Annotated in this window: 14 protein-coding genes and 1 pseudogene; 7 read left to right on the forward strand and 8 right to left on the reverse strand. The window is 73.8% G+C overall.

Annotated elements, in window-relative coordinates; all coding sequences use genetic code 11:
* Nucleotides 1–7 precede the first annotated feature (7 nt).
* Entirely contained in the window at nt 8–1,018 is a 1,011-nt protein-coding gene (locus QUE38_RS08115; RefSeq protein WP_286311438.1) for an MBL fold metallo-hydrolase, read from the reverse strand.
* A gap of 272 nt (nt 1,019–1,290) precedes the next feature.
* On the opposite strand from QUE38_RS08115, the gene QUE38_RS08120 reads away from it, so the two are divergent.
* From QUE38_RS08120 to QUE38_RS08130, 3 genes are all read left to right on the forward strand, one after another.
* Entirely contained in the window at nt 1,291–2,373 is a 1,083-nt protein-coding gene (locus tag QUE38_RS08120; RefSeq protein ID WP_286311440.1) for an AI-2E family transporter, read from the forward strand.
* A 397-nt stretch (nt 2,374–2,770) separates the two neighbouring features.
* On the forward strand, nt 2,771–3,136 hold the full coding sequence (locus QUE38_RS08125; RefSeq protein ID WP_286311441.1) for a DUF2316 family protein: 366 nt from the start codon (nt 2,771–2,773) through the stop codon (nt 3,134–3,136).
* 59 nt (nt 3,137–3,195) lie between these two features.
* A complete protein-coding gene (locus QUE38_RS08130) occupies nt 3,196–3,690 on the forward strand; it encodes a GNAT family N-acetyltransferase (RefSeq protein WP_286311443.1) in 495 nt (164 codons plus the stop codon).
* A 183-nt stretch (nt 3,691–3,873) separates the two neighbouring features.
* Here QUE38_RS08130 and QUE38_RS08135 read toward each other — a convergent pair whose 3' ends face one another.
* From QUE38_RS08135 to nirD, 6 genes and pseudogenes are all read right to left on the reverse strand, one after another.
* Nucleotides 3,874–4,140, reverse strand: coding sequence for a DUF6457 domain-containing protein (locus QUE38_RS08135; protein WP_286311445.1), 267 nt, complete (start codon nt 4,138–4,140; stop codon nt 3,874–3,876).
* A gap of 287 nt (nt 4,141–4,427) precedes the next feature.
* A pseudogene (mobA, locus tag QUE38_RS17545) lies at nt 4,428–4,928 on the reverse strand (molybdenum cofactor guanylyltransferase); the annotation flags it as partial.
* 73 nt (nt 4,929–5,001) lie between these two features.
* Complete coding sequence (locus tag QUE38_RS08145; protein ID WP_286311447.1) at nt 5,002–6,693, reverse strand: FAD-dependent oxidoreductase; 1,692 nt, start codon at nt 6,691–6,693, stop codon at nt 5,002–5,004.
* Nucleotides 6,690–8,843 carry a molybdopterin oxidoreductase family protein gene (locus QUE38_RS08150; RefSeq protein ID WP_286311450.1) on the reverse strand — a complete coding sequence of 718 codons (2,154 nt, stop codon included), beginning with the start codon at nt 8,841–8,843 and terminating at the stop codon, nt 6,690–6,692. Before QUE38_RS08150 ends, QUE38_RS08145 begins: the two co-directional genes overlap by 4 nt.
* A 99-nt stretch (nt 8,844–8,942) precedes the next feature.
* The gene (locus tag QUE38_RS08155) at nt 8,943–10,367 is read right to left on the reverse strand and encodes an MFS transporter (protein ID WP_286311452.1); all 1,425 of its coding nucleotides are present in this window, start codon (nt 10,365–10,367) and stop codon (nt 8,943–8,945) included.
* A 104-nt stretch (nt 10,368–10,471) separates the two neighbouring features.
* Complete coding sequence (gene nirD / locus QUE38_RS08160) at nt 10,472–11,569, reverse strand: nitrite reductase small subunit NirD (RefSeq protein WP_433996961.1); 1,098 nt, start codon at nt 11,567–11,569, stop codon at nt 10,472–10,474.
* Between the two features lie 347 nt (nt 11,570–11,916).
* On the opposite strand from nirD, the gene nirB reads away from it, so the two are divergent.
* Genes nirB through QUE38_RS08185 form a run of 4 tightly spaced genes read left to right on the forward strand, consistent with a single transcriptional unit; the run spans nt 11,917 to nt 16,922 of the window.
* Nucleotides 11,917–14,601 carry a nitrite reductase large subunit NirB gene (nirB, locus tag QUE38_RS08170; protein ID WP_286311453.1) on the forward strand — a complete coding sequence of 895 codons (2,685 nt, stop codon included), beginning with the start codon at nt 11,917–11,919 and terminating at the stop codon, nt 14,599–14,601.
* A 1-nt stretch (nt 14,602) separates the two neighbouring features.
* Nucleotides 14,603–14,893, forward strand: a complete 291-nt coding sequence (locus tag QUE38_RS08175; RefSeq protein WP_286311454.1) for a hypothetical protein — start codon at nt 14,603–14,605, stop codon at nt 14,891–14,893.
* The gene (gene cobA, locus QUE38_RS08180; protein ID WP_433996962.1) at nt 14,890–15,663 is read left to right on the forward strand and encodes a uroporphyrinogen-III C-methyltransferase; all 774 of its coding nucleotides are present in this window, start codon (nt 14,890–14,892) and stop codon (nt 15,661–15,663) included. Before QUE38_RS08175 ends, cobA begins: the two co-directional genes overlap by 4 nt.
* 17 nt (nt 15,664–15,680) lie before the next feature.
* Nucleotides 15,681–16,922, forward strand: a complete 1,242-nt coding sequence (locus tag QUE38_RS08185; RefSeq protein WP_286311456.1) for a uroporphyrinogen-III synthase — start codon at nt 15,681–15,683, stop codon at nt 16,920–16,922.
* A 48-nt stretch (nt 16,923–16,970) separates the two neighbouring features.
* On the opposite strand, the gene QUE38_RS08190 is transcribed toward QUE38_RS08185, so the two are convergent.
* Nucleotides 16,971–17,375: a VOC family protein gene (locus QUE38_RS08190; protein ID WP_286311457.1), complete on the reverse strand. Its 405-nt coding sequence runs from the start codon at nt 17,373–17,375 to the stop codon at nt 16,971–16,973.
* Nucleotide 17,376 lies beyond the last annotated feature (1 nt).

A 17,376-nucleotide genomic window follows, 5' to 3' on the forward strand; every position in this document is an offset into this window, starting at 1 on the left:
CAATCGGTCACGCGGGGGCCGAACGATCCGCCGCCGTCTGCACGAAGTCGATGTGCATGGCCGTCTGCGCGAGGGCCGACATGAGGAAGAAGCCCTGCAGGTTCGGCCAGCCGGCCGACCAGGTGAGCTCGGATGCCACCTCCCACACGCTGTGCGCGCGGTCGCGCTGGAGCACGGCGTGCACCTCTCGCGAACGGCGGAGATGGTGCTCGGCGGTGCTCGCGCAGCGCGCGGCGATGCCGTGGAAGCGGTACTCGTGGCCCGGCGCGGCCACGTCGTCGAAGCGGGAGATGCGCCTGAGCGAGGCGAGGTAGTCGGCCAGCGGGTTCGCATCGCCGTGCGCGCCGAGGCCGACGCCCGGATGGATGGTCGGCAGCAGCAGGTCGCCCGTGAACAGCACGCCCGCGTCTTCGTCGCGCAGGCAGATGTGCCCGGTGGTGTGGCCGGGGGTGTGGACCACGCGGATGCGCCGACCGGGGATCGGCAGCAGGTCGCCGTCGTCGACCACCTGGTCGGCCTCCGGCCGGTCGACGCGCTCGTCGGCGTGCAGGTCGAGCTCGGGCCGCCGGTCGGCGGGCACCTCCCAGCGGTCGATGGCGTCGGATGCCGCGTGGGCAGGCCGCCGCCCCGCCATCTCGCGCACCGCGCGATCCTCCTCGCGGTGCAGCAGGACCTGCGCGCCCGAGGCCGCGCGCAGGTCGCCCGCGCCGCCGAGGTGGTCGGTGTGCAAGTGGGTCGCCGTGATCGTGCGGACCGCGGCGAGGTCGGCGCCCATGCGGGCGAGCCCGTCGGCGAGGGTGTCGAGGTGCCCGGTCGTCGGCCAGCCCGGGTCGATCAGGTGCACACCTCCCTCGTCGTCGCGCACCGCGTAGCAGAGGTTGTACGGGATGTGCCCGCCAGGCATCGGCACGGGGATCGACCACCATCCGTCCGCGAACTCGTCGGGTTCGGGTACCCGCCCGGCGCTCGCGGCCGCGTGCTGCGTCGGCGAGGTTGGCGCGAAGGGACGCGTCGTCACTCTCCCCACCGTACGGGACGCGTTCGCTTCGTACACTTCTCGCGAGCGCCGAACCGCTACGGTGATCTCGAACGGGTGACGTCGAGTCCGGATCATCCGCACGACGCCGCCCCACGGGGCCCGCACGGGTCCGATCGGTGGGAGGGGTCGTGATGCGCTGGGGAAGGTCGTCCGGTCGAACCGGACAGGAGCAGGCACCGGTAGCGGCAGCGCCACCAGGCGGAGGGGGCCGCCCCGGGGCATCCGTCGCCATACCGCGATCGCTCGCGATCGTGCTCGGGCTCGCAGCGGCAACGGTCGCGGCCATCGGCATGAGCGGCATCTCGGGCATCCTCGCGCCGGTGCTGCTCGCGCTCATCCTCACCATCTGCGCGAATCCCGTGCGCACATGGCTCGAGCGCAACGGCGTGAACCGCGGCGTCGCGACGCTCGCCGTGGCGCTCACGACCTTCGCCCTGCTCGCGGCGTTCGTCTACGCGCTGGTCATCGCCGTCGCGCAGTTCAGTGCCCTGCTGCCCGACTACGCCGACCAGATCGCCGCGATCGGCGCGAACATCTCCTCGTGGCTCAGCAGCATCGGGTTCGGGCCCGACCAGGTCGCGGCGATCGAGCAGGGGCTCGACCCGAACAACCTCGTCGCATTCTTCAGCGGACTCGTCGGCAGCGTCTTCGGCCTGATCGGGATGCTCGTGGTGTTGCTCACCATGCTCATCCTCATGCCCGCCGACGCCGCATACGCGCCGACCGTGCTGCGCCAGCTCGAGCCGCGGCGACCGCACCTCGTCTCGGCCGTGCGCGACTACGCACGCGACGTGCGCCGCTACATGGTGGTCACCACCGTGCTCGGTCTCGTGCAGGGCGCGATCAACGGCGTCGCACTGGTGATCATGGGCGTGCCCGCGGCGTTCCTCTGGGCGCTGCTGTCGTTCCTCTGCAGCTTCATCCCGAACGTCGGCTACTTCATCGCCATCGTGCCGCCGCTGGTGTTCGGCTACTTCCAGGGCGGCTGGCCGATCGTGATCGCGATCATCGTCGTCTACGGTCTCGTGAACGCGGTGGTGCAGTCGATCGTGCAGCCGAAGGTCGTGGGCAATGCGGTCGCCCTCAGCCAGACCCTCACCTTCTTCTCGGTGCTGTTCTGGGCGATCATCCTCGGGCCGATCGGCGCGATCCTCGCGGTGCCGCTGACCCTGCTCGTGCGGATGCTGCTCGTCGACTCGGACCCGGGCACGCGCTGGTGGCGTACCGCACTGGGCGAGCTCACCGAGACGAAGTCGATCATGAAGGCGGAGGACGACGCCGCCCACGAGGCGCGCGCGGAGCGTCGCGCCTCGAACCGCGAGCGCCGGGACTGACGCGGAAGTCGAACGGAACGCGGCGTGTCGTGCGGCCGCCCGACGCGAACACGCCGGATCCGGGGCATCCGCGCACGAATCGTTCGTCCTGGCCCGTCGGGACGCACGTCGACCCATTGCGTGCGCGCCCCCGAAATCGAACGTTTCACGGGTTTCACGTATCCTCGACCGCACTGACGCGCTCACCCCCGCGACGCACGTCGCGCTGGGGCCGGCAGGGATGCCGGGTGAGTCGCGAGTGATGACGGCGCAGCGGATGCCGCGCGGGTCGTCGCCGTCTCCGGGGCGCGAGCCGGTGGCACCGAGCCGCCGGAAGCGGTGGGTTGCGCCCGACGGCCCACCGGGAGTCCGCACGCGGACACCGCCGCACCAGCTGCGGCGGGAAGGAACATCTCCGATGTCACTCAGCCCGGAGGAATCGCGCCGCACGAGCGCCGAACTGCACGCCAACCTCGACCGCTGCGGGCTCGGCCCCGGCGAGATCCGCGCCGACCTCGGCATGAGCGCGCACCAGCTGACCGAGACGCTCGCCGTCTCGGACGACTCGCGCCCCACCGACGTCTGGCTCGTGCGCGACTACCTGGAGAAGCTCGTCGCGGCACGCGGCGGCACGCCGGTGCCGTACACGGTGCTCACCGAGCGGATGCGACGGGTCGCCGCCACCTGGTACCCGCTGCGCACCGCGCCGACGCCCGTCATCCGGTCGCACGAGGCGGATGCCGCGGGCGGCACGCGCGCCGCCGCGCTCGCGCACTCGGGCTGAGCGCCCACACCCTCCACCGCGCGACGAGGTCGCCCGCGCCGGACGGCTAGCATCGGCGCATGCCGCACGCCCCCGTGATCCGCGCCCCCGAGCCGCGCGAAGCCGAGGTGCTCGCGCGGCTGCACGTCGAGACCTGGCGTGAGACGTACGCGGGCCAGCTGCCCGACGAGTACTTCGGCGAGCGGATGCTGGAGCATCGGCGCACGATGTGGACGCGCCTCGTTGCGGACCGCCGCGACGACCTGCGCCTCGCGGTCGCCGAGGCCGACGGCTGCCTGGTCGGCTTCGCGTGCAGTGGGCGGCCGCAGGACCCGGAGCATCCGCCCCGCCTGCGCCAGCTCTACATGGTCTACGTCTCGCGCACGCACCACGGCACCGGTGCCGGACAGGCGCTGCTCGACGCGGTGCTGGGCGACGAGCCCGCGTACCTCTGGGTGGCGAAGGAGAACCCGCGGGCGCAGGCCTTCTACGCGCGCAACGGATTCGCGTTCGACGGCGCCGAGCACCCGGACGAGCGCGTCGAGTCCTTCATCGAGGCGCGCATGGTGCGCTGACGCCCTCGCGTCGAGTGCAGCACCCGCGCGCGGGGGCTACGCCTTGACGAACGCCCAGAGCGAGGCGACGAGCCCTGCGCCGCCGACGAGCGCGATCAGACCGATGACACTCCAGAGGATCGTTTCGACCATGGGGCCATCCTGCCGCGCGGCCACGCCCGGGTCAATGGTTCGCGGAGGCGGTCAGTCGGCGGCGGAATCGCGGGCCGATGCCAGCTCGCGCGCGGTCGCGACGGCGCGCCCGAGCGCCTCGGTGTCGCCGCCGGCACGCGCGGCCGCGTAGCCCACGAGGAACGTCGTGAGCGGGGCGGCCGGCCGCACGACCCGGTGCGCGGCGTCACCGGCGAGCGAGAGGAGCTCGGCGATGTCGCCCGGCGCGTCCTCCACGCCGAGCGCCGCGGCGAGCTCGGTCCACCACTGGTCGAGGATCTCGGGAGCGTCGTCAGCCATGTGCGCCATTGTCCTCCGGTGGGCGGCGCGCGTCCACGGCGCGCGTGATCGGGCCGGGTCAGGGCGACGGATGCCCCGGAGGGAGGTCCACGCCGAGCTCGGCCGCATCCGCGGCGGTGTCGAGGTCGCGCACCCGGTCGGCGGGCAGCGGCAGCTCGCGCAGGTCGAGGGGGCGATGAGGCGGCGGAGGGGAGGCCGTCGAGGGGACTGCTCGTGGCGAGGTCGGTGACAGCGTGGCGGAGGGTAGGCCTGTCGTAGATCGCGAGGAGGGGCTGGCGGCGGCCGTCGGGGTCGACGGCGATCACACCGTCCGCGCGGGGCGCGGCGCCCGTCGTGCGGTGCTCGGCCAGGAGCGCGACGATCGCCGCCGCCGGGTCGACCAGGTCGGCGGCGAGCAGGAGGATCGGCGTGTCGCTCGGCGGCAGCGCGGCGAGACCGGCGGCGATGGCGGGGACGGGGCCGCCGAGGGGCGGGTCCTCGCGCACGAGCGGGTGGCCGCGCGTGTGCGCAGCGAGCGTCGGCGGGCCGACGACGACGATGTGCGAGGCATCCGTCACCGCGTCGAGGACGCCGTCGAGCAGGGTGCGACCGCCGCGAACGAGCAGGGGCTTGTCGACCCCGCCGAGCCGCGAGCCGCGACCGCCCGCGAGCACGATCGCGTCGTACGTCCCCACCTCGCTCATGCCGCCACCATATTCGCGCTGGAGCGGGCACCTTTCAGGAGTGCTCCGGCTCGACGGCGCCGGTGCACGCAGATGCTGCGGCAGATCGGCGGTCGGGTGCAGCATCGATGAGGGGAGACGGTTCGGGTGCAGCTGCTGCGAGGCCGTGCTGGGCCGCTCCTGAAAAGTGACGCCTCCCTCAGGGGACGGGGACGGGCGGCGACGCCTCGGGGGTGCGGGCGATCAGCTCGGTGATGCGGCCCTTGCAGCTGCCGCAGCCGGTGCCGGCGCGGGTGGAGCGGCCGACGCACTCGACCGTGCGGTCGCCCGCGGCGGCGGCCTCGGTGATGCGCTCGACCGAGACGCCGTTGCACCAGCAGACGGTCGCGTCCGGGGCGAACGGGTCGGCCGTCGACACCACGCCGGCGTCGTCGGAGTCGAGGCGGAGCAGCACGCTGCGGTCGGCGGGCAGCTCGTTGCCGCGCTCGAACAGCAGGGTGAGCTCGGCGCCGGTGCGGGGCATTCCGACGGCGACGAAGCCCTCGAGCACCCCGCCGCGGGTGACCATCTTCGCGTAGGCGCCGTGCGCGGGGTCGGCCCAGACGGTGACCTCGCGGGCGGGTGCGCCGTGCACCGCGCAGCCGGCGGCGTGCTCGGGTTCGGCACCGGATGCCTCGGGCTCGTCGAACGGGTCGGCCGACACGTCGCCGCCGGAGACCACGTCGACGCCCTCCGCCTTGAGCATCACGACGGCGGGACGCTCCTCGGCGAGCGGCGCGACCGACGTGTCTGCGCCGGAGGCCTCCGCCGCGAGCCGCGCGGCCAGCGCGTCGGCCTGCCGCCAGCCCGGGCCGATGAGGCCCGCGGGGCCGCCGCCGACGCGGCCGTCGGGCCCGGCCGAGCCGCGCGCCGCGACGTGGGCGCAGTCGCCGATCGCGAAGACGGCGGGGTCGGTCCAGCTGCGCAGCTCCTCGTCGACGAGCACGCCGCGCTCGATCGCGAGGTCGCACGACGCCGCGAGCTCGACGCGGGGCGCGACGCCGCACGAGAGCACGAGCAGGTCGCCCGCGACCTGCTTGCCGTCGGCGCACTGCAGCGCCTCGAAGATGCGCTCGCCGCGCTCGCCGTGGCGGAACAGCACCTCCTCCGCGCGCGAGTGCGGCAGCGTCTCGGTGCCGCCGGCGCGCGCCGCGCGCGCGAGCAGGCGCCCGGCGCCGTGGTCGAGGTTGCGTTCCATGGGCACGTCGCCGTGGTGCACGACCACGACCTCCGCACCCTGCTCGCTCGCGGCCAGCGCGGCCTCCATGCCGAGCACGCCCGCGCCGAGCACGACGATGCGCTTGCGGCCGGCGACGGCCGCGCGTACGGTCTCGGCGTCGTCGAGGTCGCGCAGGGCGACGACGCCCTCGGGCAGCGCGCGCTCGCCGCGGTCGAGGGCGCCTGCGGTCGTGGCGCGCGCGAGGCGATGGCGGGTGGTGCGTTCGAGCCCGACGAGCGTGGGCACGTTGGCCCGGGCGCCGGTCGCGAAGACGAGCCGGTCGTACGGCACTCGGGTGTCGGCGTCGGTGCGCACGACCTGGCGCGACCGGTCGATGCCGACCACGGCCTCGCCGAGGCGCACGTCGACGCCGGCGGCCCGCGCGGCGCCCGTGTCGATCACGTCGAGCCGCTCGCGCGAGGCGCGGCCGACGGCGTACTCGCCGACCAGCACGCGGTTGTACGCGTCGTGCGTCTCGGCGCCGAGCACGGTGAGGGCCACGGCGCCGGATGCCACGGCGGGCAGCAGCTCCTCGACGAAGCGGGCGCCGACCGGGCCGTAGCCGATCAGCACGATACGGGCGGGCCCGGCGTGGGCCGGAGCGGCGCCGGCGGGCGAGACGTGGGCGTTCATGCGGGGACGACCTCCTGCGTGGCATCCGCTCGTGTCACGGTGACGAGCGTGCGCTTGAACTCGGGCATGGACGAGACGGGATCCACCGCGCGCTCGGTGAGCAGGTTGGCGCACTGCTCGCCGGCGAAGTGGAAGGGGAGGAAGACGGTGTCGAGGCGGATGCCGGTGGTGACCTCCGCCCGCGCGCGCACGAGGCCGCGGGTGTTCGCGACCTCGATCGGGTCGCCCTCGGCGATGCCGAGCCGCGACGCGGTGGCGGGGTGCAGCTGCGCGGTCACGTGCGGGCGGGCGCCGAGCAGCTCGGGCACGCGGCGGGTCTGCGCACCCGACTGGTAGTGCTCCAGCAGGCGGCCGGTCACGAGTGTCAACTCGCCGCCGTGCTGGCCGAGCGGCTCGCGCACGCGCGGCGACACGGCGACCATGCGGGCGAGGCCGTCGGGGTGGGCGAAGCGCTCGCCGAACATGCGCGGCGTGCCCTCGGAGCCGGCCGGGAACGGCCAGTGCGCGGCGATGCCCGTGTCGAGCAGCGCGTGCGAGAGGCCCGAGTAGTCGGCCTTGCCGCCGGCCGACGCGCGTGCGAGCTCGTCGAAGACCTCCGCGGGCTCGGTCGACCAGGTGCCGGGCGCGCCGAGGCGCTCGGCCAGCTCGCGCATGATCCAGAGCTCGCTGCGCGCCTCGCCCGGCGGGTCGATCGCCCGCCGCCGCCGGATGACGCGCCCCTCGAGCGAGGTCATCGTGCCCTCCTCCTCGGCCCACTGCGTGACCGGCAGCACGATGTCGGCGAGCCGCGCGGTCTCCGACAGCACGAAGTCGCTCACGACGAGCAGGTCGAGCGAGCGCAGTCCGGCCCGCACGGCGTCGACGTCGGGCGCCGAGACCACGACGTTCGACCCGTGCACGAACAGGCAGCGGATGCCCCCGGGTCGACCGAGCTCGTCGAGCAGCGCGACCGCGGGCACGCCCGGGCCGGGGATGATCGACGGGTCGACGCCCCACACGCCGGCGACGTGCGCGCGGGCGGCGGGGTCGGTGATCATGCGGTAACCGGGGAGCTGGTCGGACTTCTGCCCGTGCTCGCGGCCGCCCTGGCCGTTGCCCTGGCCGGTGAGCGTGCCGTAGCCCGAGCCCGGCTTGCCGACGAGCCCGAGCACGAGCGCGAGGTTGATGGCCGCGGTGGCGGTGTCGGTGCCGTCGACGTGCTGCTCGACGCCGCGGCCGGTGAGGATGTAGGTTCCCCGGCCGTCGGCGAGGCGGCGCGCCACCTCGCGGAGCTGCGCGATCGGCACCCCGGTGACCTGCTGCACACGCTCGGGCCACCACGCGTTTGCGCTGCGGCGCACCGCGTCGAACCCGGTCGTGCGGGCTTCGAGGTAGTCGAGATCGGCGAGCCCCTCGGTGATGACGATGTGGGTGAGCCCGAGCAGCACGATCAGGTCGGTGCCGGGCGCGGGCGCGAGGTGGATGCCCTGGCCCTCGTCGGTGAGGCGCGCGGTCTCCGAGCGCCGGGGGTCGACGACGATGAGCCCGCCGTCGCCGCGGGCGCCCTGCAGGTGGCCGATGAACGGCGGCATGGTCGCCGCGACGTTCGAGCCGAGCATGAGGATGGTCGCGGCGCCGTCGAGGTCCTCGACCGGGAACGGCAGGCCGCGGTCGAGGCCGAACGCCCGGTTGCCCGCAGCGGCGGCCGACGACATGCAGAAGCGGCCGTTGTAGTCGATGCGGCTCGTGCCGAGCGCGATGCGCGCGAACTTGCCGAGCTGGTAGGCCTTCTCGTTGGTGAGGCCGCCGCCGCCGAACACGCCGACCGAGTCGGCGCCGAAGCGGGTCCGGCTGTCGCGCACGGTGTCGGCGATGCGGTCGAGCACCGTCTCCCAGGCGGCGGGGGCGAACGAGCCGTCGGCCTGCCGGACGAGCGGGCGGGTGACGCGATCGTCCACGTCGAGGAGCTCCGCAGACGTCCAGCCCTTCTTGCAGAGGCCGCCGCGGTTGGTCGGGAAGTCGCGACCGGCGACGGTGAGCGGCAGGCGACGGGCGCCGGCCGGTGCGGCGATGTCGATGGGCGCGGTGCCGCTCGAGGCATCCGTCGGCGTCAGGGTCATCGCGCACTGCAACGCGCAGTAGGGGCAGTGGCTGTCGCGCGAATCGGTCACGACCTCCCCTTCCGTCGAGTGCTGCGGATGCTACGTGGCGATGGTTTCGTCGGGGTTTCGGCGGGTCGGGCGGGGGCGGACCGCCCGACCCGCCGGGTCTCAGATGCGGGTGCCCTGCTTGCGTGCGCCGTAGACGTACACGACGGCGGTGAGCACGAGCATCGCGGCGTAGAACCACACGAACCAGCTGAGGCCGGTGGTGTACTCGCCGAAGTTGGTCTTCGACGCGCCGAGCAGCTGCGGGATGGCGAAGCCGCCGTACGCGCCGACCGACGAGATGATGCCGAGCGCGGCCGCGGCCTTCCGCTGCGAGCTGATGTCGCCGGCGGAGTTGTGCGCGTCGGTCGAGCCCGCCCGGAGGGCGAACACGGTCGGGATCATGCGGTACGTCGAGCCGTTGCCCACGCCCGAGGCGGTGAACAGCACCAGGAACAGGCCGAGGAACAGCCAGAAGTTGTTCAGCGGCAGGGTCCAGATGACCGCGAGGGCGCCGAGGGCCATCACCGCGAACGACACGATCGTGATCGACGCGCCGCCGAACCGGTCGGCGAGCTTGCCGCCGTAGGGGCGGGCGAGCGAGCCGACGAGGGCGCCCATGAACGCCAGCGACAGCGTGGCCGACCCGACCGCGAAGGTCGAGTAGTCGGGGAACTGGTCGGCGATGAGCTTCGGGAAGACGCCGGCGAAGCCGATGAACGAGCCGAAGGTGCCGATGTAGAGCACCGAGAGGATCCACAGGTGCGGCTCGCGCAGCACCGCCAGGGTCGCCTTGAGGTCGGCCTTGGCGCTCGAGATGTTGTCCATGCGGTAGTACGCACCGGCGATCGCCACGAGGATGAGCGGCACCCAGATCCAGCCCGCGAGCGGAAGGTTGAGCGTGACGCCCGCGCCGATGGTGATGACGATCGGCACGACCAGCTGGGCGACTGCGGCGCCGAGGTTGCCGCCGGCCGCGTTCAGGCCGAGCGCGTACCCCTTCTCCCGCTGCGGGTAGAAGTAGGTGATGTTCGACATGGAGCTGGCGAAGTTGCCGCCGCCGAAGCCGGCGAGTGCCGCGATGAACAGCATCACGCCGAAGGGCGTCTCGGGGTTGCCGACCGCCAGGGCGAGGCCGATGGCCGGGATGAGCAGCAGCGCGGCCGAGATGATCGTCCAATTGCGGCCGCCGATCTTCGGCACCATGAACGTGTACGGGATGCGCAGGGTCGCGCCGACCAGTGCCGGCATCGAGATGAGCCAGAAGATCTGGCCCGTCTCGAACGAGAAGCCGGCCGCGGGCAGCGACACGACGACGATCGACCAGAGCTGCCAGACGCAGAACCCGAGGAACTCGGCGAAGATCGACCAGCGCAGGTTGCGCGACGCGATCGCCTTGCCCCCGTTGTTCCACTGGTCGGTGTCCTCCGGGTTCCAGCCGTCGATCCAACGGCCGGGGCGGTGGGTGAGTTCGGCGCCCGCGGTGGGCGTCTCGACGGCGGGCGCTGCGCTCTCGGGGGAGAGCGTGCCCTGGGCGGGTGCGTTCATGATGGGTCTCCTGAGCGAATCTGGTGGTGCCGGATGCGTGGTGGTGGTGTGGTGACGGTGGTGCGCGTGGTGCGGGGTGACGGGGGTAGGGGCCCGTCGCCCGGTCAGGCCGGGCTCGCGGCGTCGAAGCGTTCGGCGACGATCGCGACCAGCTCGGCGGGTGGGGCGTCGCCGTCGGTGAGGAGCGGCGAGCTCGTGGCATCCGCCCCCGCCTCGGCGGCGAGGGTGGCGAAGGTGCCGGGCGCGAGCAGGTAGCTCGCGACGACGACGCGGCCGGAGGCCGTGGCGCGTGCGGCGGCGACGGCGTCGGGCACGCGGGGCTCGGCGGCCGAGATGAACGAGACGGTGACGTCGCGGCCGATGCGCTCGGCGAGCAGCGCGCCGGTGGCGTGGCAGTCGTCGACCGCGCGGGCGTCGCTCGAGCCGGCGGCGGCGAGCACGACCGTGTCGTCCTCGGCGAGGCCGATCTCGTCGAGGCGGCGGGCGAGCACGTCGGCCAGCCGCGGGTCGGGGCCGAGGGCGGCGGAGACGGCGACATCGCGCGGGCCGGTGCCGGCGGCGGGTGCGCCGACCGCGGCGTCCGCCGTCTCGGCCAGGTCGTGGAACACGTGGTAGCCGGCCGAGAGCAGCAGCGGCACGATCGTCACGTCCTGGTCGCCGTGCACGCCCTCGATCACGGCCGGCACGTCGGGCTCCTGCACGTCGACGAACGCGTCGGCCACGACGAGCTCGGGGCGGGCGGCGCGCACCGACTCGACGAGGGCGGCGACCGCGCGCTGGCCCGCGGCATCCGAGGTGCCGTGCGACGCGGCGACGAGTGCACGGGTCGGGGCGACGGCGATGACGTGGTCGGCGTCCTCCTGCACCCGCCAGGTCGGCAGGCGCAGGTCGGGGTTGGTGAGGCACTCGCCCGTGGCGAGGTCGAAGACGTCCTTGTGCAGCGGCGACGCGATGGTCGGGCGGCCGCCGCGCGAACCGACGATGCCGCGCGAGATGACGTGCGAGCCGGTCGCCGGGTCCTGGTTCGAGACGGCGAAGAGCCGGCCGTCGGGCAGCAGGAAGAGTGCGACCTGACGGCCCTGCACGAGGGCGGCCTCGCCCCAGAGCGGGGTCAGGTCGACGCGGCGGCAGACCGGGGTCCACAGGGTCGGAGTGGCAGGGCGCGACGGTGCGGCCGCGGTGTGCAGGTCGGTGATGGTCACGGTCGTCTCCCTCCTGGTGATCGCCGTCCGGCGGGCGCCGGATCGTTCGGTGCGATGGCGTCAACCGTAAGAACCTCATGTTTCGGGCGTTCGCGCACCGACGTGAACGCCTGTGACGAAGTGCTCACCGGGCGCGGAGGGCCGTGTGAGGTCGCCGTCACCGTGTGTCGCGGGGCTCACAGCGGGCCTCGTGCCGCGTGAGGAAAGCGTCACGAGTCGTTACGCGAGGGCAATCCCGGTGGAACGCGCGAAACGTAGCGTCGCTGACACGACGCGCCACCTCGGCGCCGTCTCGACCGCAGTTCCGACCGGTACCGATTCCGTTCCGACGCACGTGAGGAGCCACCATGGCCCAGGCAGATTCCGCCGGCGACGCACCCCGTCACGTCGTCGTCGTGGGCGGCGGACCGGCCGCCCACCGCTTCACAGAGGCGCTCGGCTCCCGGCTCGACGCCGCTGCCCCCGAGCTGCGCATCACCGTGCTTGCCGAGGAGGTGCACCGCCCGTACGACCGCGTCGCGCTGTCGAAGCGCCTCGACGACGGGGAGGTCGACCTGACCCTCGGCGAGGCCGACTTCTGGGACCGCCCCGGCGTGACGCTGCGCACCGGGTCGCCGGTGACCGAGATCGACACGGATGCCCGTGAGGTGGCGCTCGCCGACGGCGCGCGCATCGCCTACGACGAGCTCGTGCTCGCGACGGGGTCGAGCGCGACCGTGCCGCCGATCGAGAACGCGCACGCGGGTCGCGTGTACCGCACCCTCGAGGACGTCGCCGAGCTCGTCGCCGAGATCGGCGAGTTCGCCGAGCGCCGCGGGCGCCCCGCCAACGTCGCCGTCGTCGGCGGCGGGCTGCTCGGCCTCGAGGCCGCAGGCGGCGCCGCGCGGCTCGGGGCGCGCGCCTCGGTCGTGCACTCGGGCAGGTGGCTCATGTCGGCGCAGCTCGACGAGGGCGCCGGGCAGGCGCTCGGTCGCATCATCCACGGCTCCGGTATCGAGCTGCACCTCGGCCAGCGTCCGTCGTCCGTGCTCACCTCGCCGACCGGCACCGTGCTCGGCCTCGCCCTGCCCGACGGCAGCGCCGTGAACGCCGACATCGTCGTCTTCTCGATCGGCATCACCGCGCGCGACGAGCTCGCCCGCGCGGCCGGCCTCGACATCGCCCCGCGCGGCGGCATCGTCGTCGACGACCACTGCGCGACGAGCGCCCCGAACGTCTGGGCGATCGGCGAGGTCGCCGCGATCGACGGCCGCTGCGTGGGCCTCGTCGCCCCCGCGAACACCATGGCCGAGGTCGTCGCCGACCGCATCTGGGGCGGCGAGGCCGTCTTCCCCGGCGTCGACGACGCGACCAAGCTCAAGCTCGCCGGCGTCGACGTCGCCAGCTTCGGCGACGCCCTCGCCCGCACCGAGGGGGCGCTCGAGGTCGTCTACGCCGACCCGGCGCGCGGCCTCTACCAGAAGCTCGTCGTGAGCGAGGACGCCAAGACCCTGCTCGGCGGCATGTTCGTCGGCGACGCCGAGCCGTACACCGCGCTCCGCCCCATGCTCGGGCGCGAACTGGGCGCCGAGCCGGGCGCCTACCTCTCTGCGGCGGGCGCCGAGGCACCGGCATCCGCCGAACTGCCCGACGACGCACAGGTCTGCTCGTGCAACAACGTCAGCGCCGGGCACATCCGCGGCGTCATCGCGGGCGACGAGGGCGAGGCCTGCACCGACCTCGGCTCGCTCAAGGCCTGCTCGCGCGCCGGCACCCAGTGCGGGTCATGCGTGCCGCTGGTCAAGAAGATCCTCGAGACCGAGCTCGAGAAGTCGGGCATCGAGGTCTCGAAGGCGCTCTGCGAGCACATCGAGCTGAGCCGCGCCGAGCTGTTCGAGTCGGTGCGCATCCTCGGCCTGCGCACCGCCGACCAGGTCATGGAGCGCTTCGGCACCGGCCTCGGCTGCGACATCTGCAAGCCCGTCATCGCGTCGGTGCTCGCGTCGCAGACGAACCGGTACATCCTCGACGACGACACCGGGCCCATGCAGGACACCAACGACCGGGCCCTGGCGAACATGCAGAAGGACGGCACGTACTCGGTCGTCCCGCGCATCCCCGGCGGCGAGATCACCCCGGCGAAGCTCAAGGTCATCGCCGAGGTCGCCGAGGACTTCGGGCTCTACACGAAGATCACCGGCGGCCAGCGCATCGACCTGTTCGGCGCGCGCCTCGACCAGCTGCCCGACATCTGGCGCCGGCTCGTCGACGCGGGCATGGAGTCGGGCCAGGCGTACGGGAAGAGCCTCCGCACCGTGAAGAGCTGCGTCGGGTCGACCTGGTGCCGCTACGGCGTGCAGGACTCGGTCGGCATGGCCGTGTTCCTCGAGGAGCGCTACCGGGGCCTCCGCTCGCCGCACAAGTTCAAGCTCGGCGTCTCGGGCTGCGCGCGCGAGTGCGCCGAGGCCCGCTCGAAGGACATCGGCGTGATCGCCACCGAGCTCGGCTGGAACCTCTACGTCGGCGGCAACGGCGGCTACCAGCCCGCGCACGCGCAGCTGCTCGCCGGCGACCTCGACGACGAGACCCTCGTGCGCTACATCGACCGCTACGTCATGTACTACGTCCGCACGGCCGACCGCCTGCAGCGCACCGCCCGCTGGCAGGAGGACCTGCCGGGCGGGCTCGACCACGTGCGCGAGGTCGTCTGCGACGACTCGCTGGGCATCGCCGCCGAGCTCGAAGCGGCCATGGCCACGCACGTCGGCACCTACCGCGACGAGTGGGCCGCGACTCTCGCCGACCCCGAGAAGCTCAGGCGCTTCCGCCCGTTCGTGAACGCCCCCGAGACCGGCGACCCGTCGGTGCTGCGGGTGCCCGAGCGCGGCCAGTCGCGGCCCGCCACTCCAGAGGAGCGCCGCACGCTGATCGCGGGGGCGTCGATCCCCGTGCGTCCTCATGTGACGGACGCGGATGGGCCCGAGGCATCCGCCGTGCCTACCATCGACACCGTTCCCGCGCCGGCTGACGGCGCCATCACCGGAGGGCGTTGAGATGCACGTCGAACTCGACCTGGCGGGCCTGACCGTGCTCGTCGTCGGGCGCGCCGACCGCACCCGCCGCGCTCGCGCCCGCTACGCCGCCGCCGGTGCCCGCGTGCTCGAGGTGCTCGGCGAGCACGCCGCCGCCCGGCTCGCGCAGCCGCTCGACGCGGCGCACGTCGACGCCCTCGCCTGGGTCGACGGCACCGATGCCGAGCGTTCGGAGACCGTGGCCCTGGCGCGGTCGATGCGACTGCCGGTGCTGGCGGATGCCCCGGTCGAGCCGACCCCCGCGGGCACGTGACCCTGGTCGGCGGGGGCCCCGGCGACGCCGAGCTGATCACGCTCGCCGGCCGCCGCGCGCTCGCCGAGGCCGACGTCGTGCTGCACGACCGGCTCGGCCCGACCGACCGCATCGACGAGTGGGCGCCGGGCGCCGAGCTCATCGACGTCGGCAAGACGCCCGGACATCACGCCGTGCCGCAGCGCGAGATCGAGCGGCTGCTCGTCGCGCGCGCCCAGGAGGGCCTGCGCGTCGTGCGACTCAAGGGCGGCGACCCGTTCGTGTTCGGCCGCGGTGGCGAGGAGGTGGCTGCCTGCCGTGCCGCGGGCGTGCCCGTGACCGTCGTGCCGGGCGTCACGAGCGCCGTGTCGGTGCCGGGCGCCGCGGGCATCCCGGTCACGCACCGCGAGGTGAGCCGCGCGTTCACCGTCGTCTCCGGGCACGTGCCGTTCTCCGAGGAGGAGCTCGGCCACCTCGTCGGCCTCGGCGGCACGCTCGTCGTGCTCATGGGCGTCGGCACGCTGCCGCACTTCGTCGCGGGGCTCCGCCGTCACGGCATGGCCGCCGACATGCCGATCGCGATCGTCGAGCGCGGCTTCAGCCCGTCGCAGCGCACGACCACGTCCGACCTGGGAGGCATCCTGCACCGCATCGCAGAGGTGCGCCCCGCCTCGCCCGCCGTGATCGTGGTCGGCGAGGTCGTTCGCGTGCCCGAAACATTCGCGTGCGAGGATGGCCGCCCTGAAGCATCCGATGCCATCGCGAGCGTGATCGCGCAGCTCGGCACCTGACACCGGAGGGCGCGCCCATGAACGACGCACCTGTCACGCCCGCTGCCGCAACGCCCGACGAGCCGCCCACCTGGGAGGACTCGCACGGCCGGGCCCGCCCCGACGCACCCGACCTCGCGGCACCCGGCGGCACCGACACCGGACCCGTCGCGGCGTTCCGCGCCGACCAGCTCGACGGCTTCCGCATCGGCGTGACGAGCGACCGCCGGTCGGCCGAGCTGGTCGCGGCGCTCGAGCGCCGCGGGGCATCCGTGCTGCACGCGCCCACCATCCGCATGACCGGCGCGCGCGACGACGCCGTCGTCGTCGAGGAGACCGGGGCGATCATCGCCGCGCGGCCGTCGGTGCTGCTCGCGACCACGTCGTACGGCATGCGCCGCTGGTTCGAGGCGGCGGACGCCGCGGGGCTCGGCGACGAGGTGCTCGACGTGCTGGGGGAGGCGCGCATCCTCGTGCGCGGTCCGAAGGCGCGCGGGGCGATCCGGGCCGCCGACCTCGACGACCACGGCATGAGCGAGCGCGAGACGACCGCGTCGCTCATCGACCTCGTGCTGCGCGACGACGTCGACGGGCAGGCCATCGCCGTGCAGCTGCACGGCTACACCGACAAGGCGCAGCTCGAGCGGCTGACGGCGGCAGGCGCGACCGTCTACCCGGTGGCGCCGTACCGCTGGCAGGCGCACGAGGACCAGGCGCGCGTGGCGAAGCTCGTCGAGGCGATCTGCACCGAGGCGCTCGACGCCGTGACGTTCACGAGCGCGCCCGCGGTGGAGGCGCTGTTCGAGGCCGCCGACGGCTTGGGGCGCTACGACGCGCTGCTCGCCGGCTTCCGCGACTCGGTCGTGGCGGCGGCCGTCGGGCCGGTCACCGCGCAGCCGCTCGTCGAGGCGGGCATCCTGCCGATCGCGCCCGACCGCTTCCGCATGGGCGCCCTCATCCGCCTCGTCTGCGAGCACCTCGAGCAGAAGAACGTGCTGCGCCTGCCGACCGAGGTCGGCGAGGTCGAGCTGCGCGGCCGGCTCGTCGTGCTCGACGGGGAGCGCATCGAGCTGAGTCCGGTCGGGCTGGCGCTCTTCCGCACCCTCATGCGCGCCGAGGGGCGCACGGTCTCGCGGGCCGACCTCGCGCGCTCGACCCCGGAGCCGCTCGACGACCACGCGGTCGACGTGGCGCTCAGCCGGCTGCGGCAGGCGCTGCCGCGCCCCGGCGTCGTCGCGACCGTGATCAAGCGCGGCTACCGCATCTCGGTGCCGGTCTGAGCTGGGCCCACCTGACCCAGCCCCCGCGCCCCTGTCGGGGGAGTTCGCTCAGACGGCCTGGGCGATGCGGATCGTGTTGCCCGACGGGTCGCGGAACGCGCAGTCGCGCGGCCCCCAGCCCTGGTCCATCGGCTCCTGCAGCACCTCGGCGCCCGACGCGCGCACGCGCTCGAACGCCGCATCGACGTCGTCGTCGGCGAGCACGACCCCGTGCAGCACGCCCTTCGTGAGCAGCGCCTGCAGCATGTCTCCGTCGGCCTGCGACCGGCCGGCGTGCGGGTCGGAGAGCACGATCTCGAGGCCCGGCTGCTTCGGCGAGCCGAGCGTGATCCAGTGGTGCCCGCCCGACTCGACGTCGTTGCGCACCTCGAACCCGAGCGCGTCCCGGTAGAACGACAGCGACTCGACCGGGTCGTTCACGGTGATGTCCACGTACTTGACTGCGATGCCCATG

The sequence above is a fragment of the Agromyces mangrovi genome, from assembly GCF_030296695.1.
In the GTDB taxonomy this organism is placed as follows: Bacteria; Actinomycetota; Actinomycetes; order Actinomycetales; family Microbacteriaceae; genus Agromyces; species Agromyces mangrovi.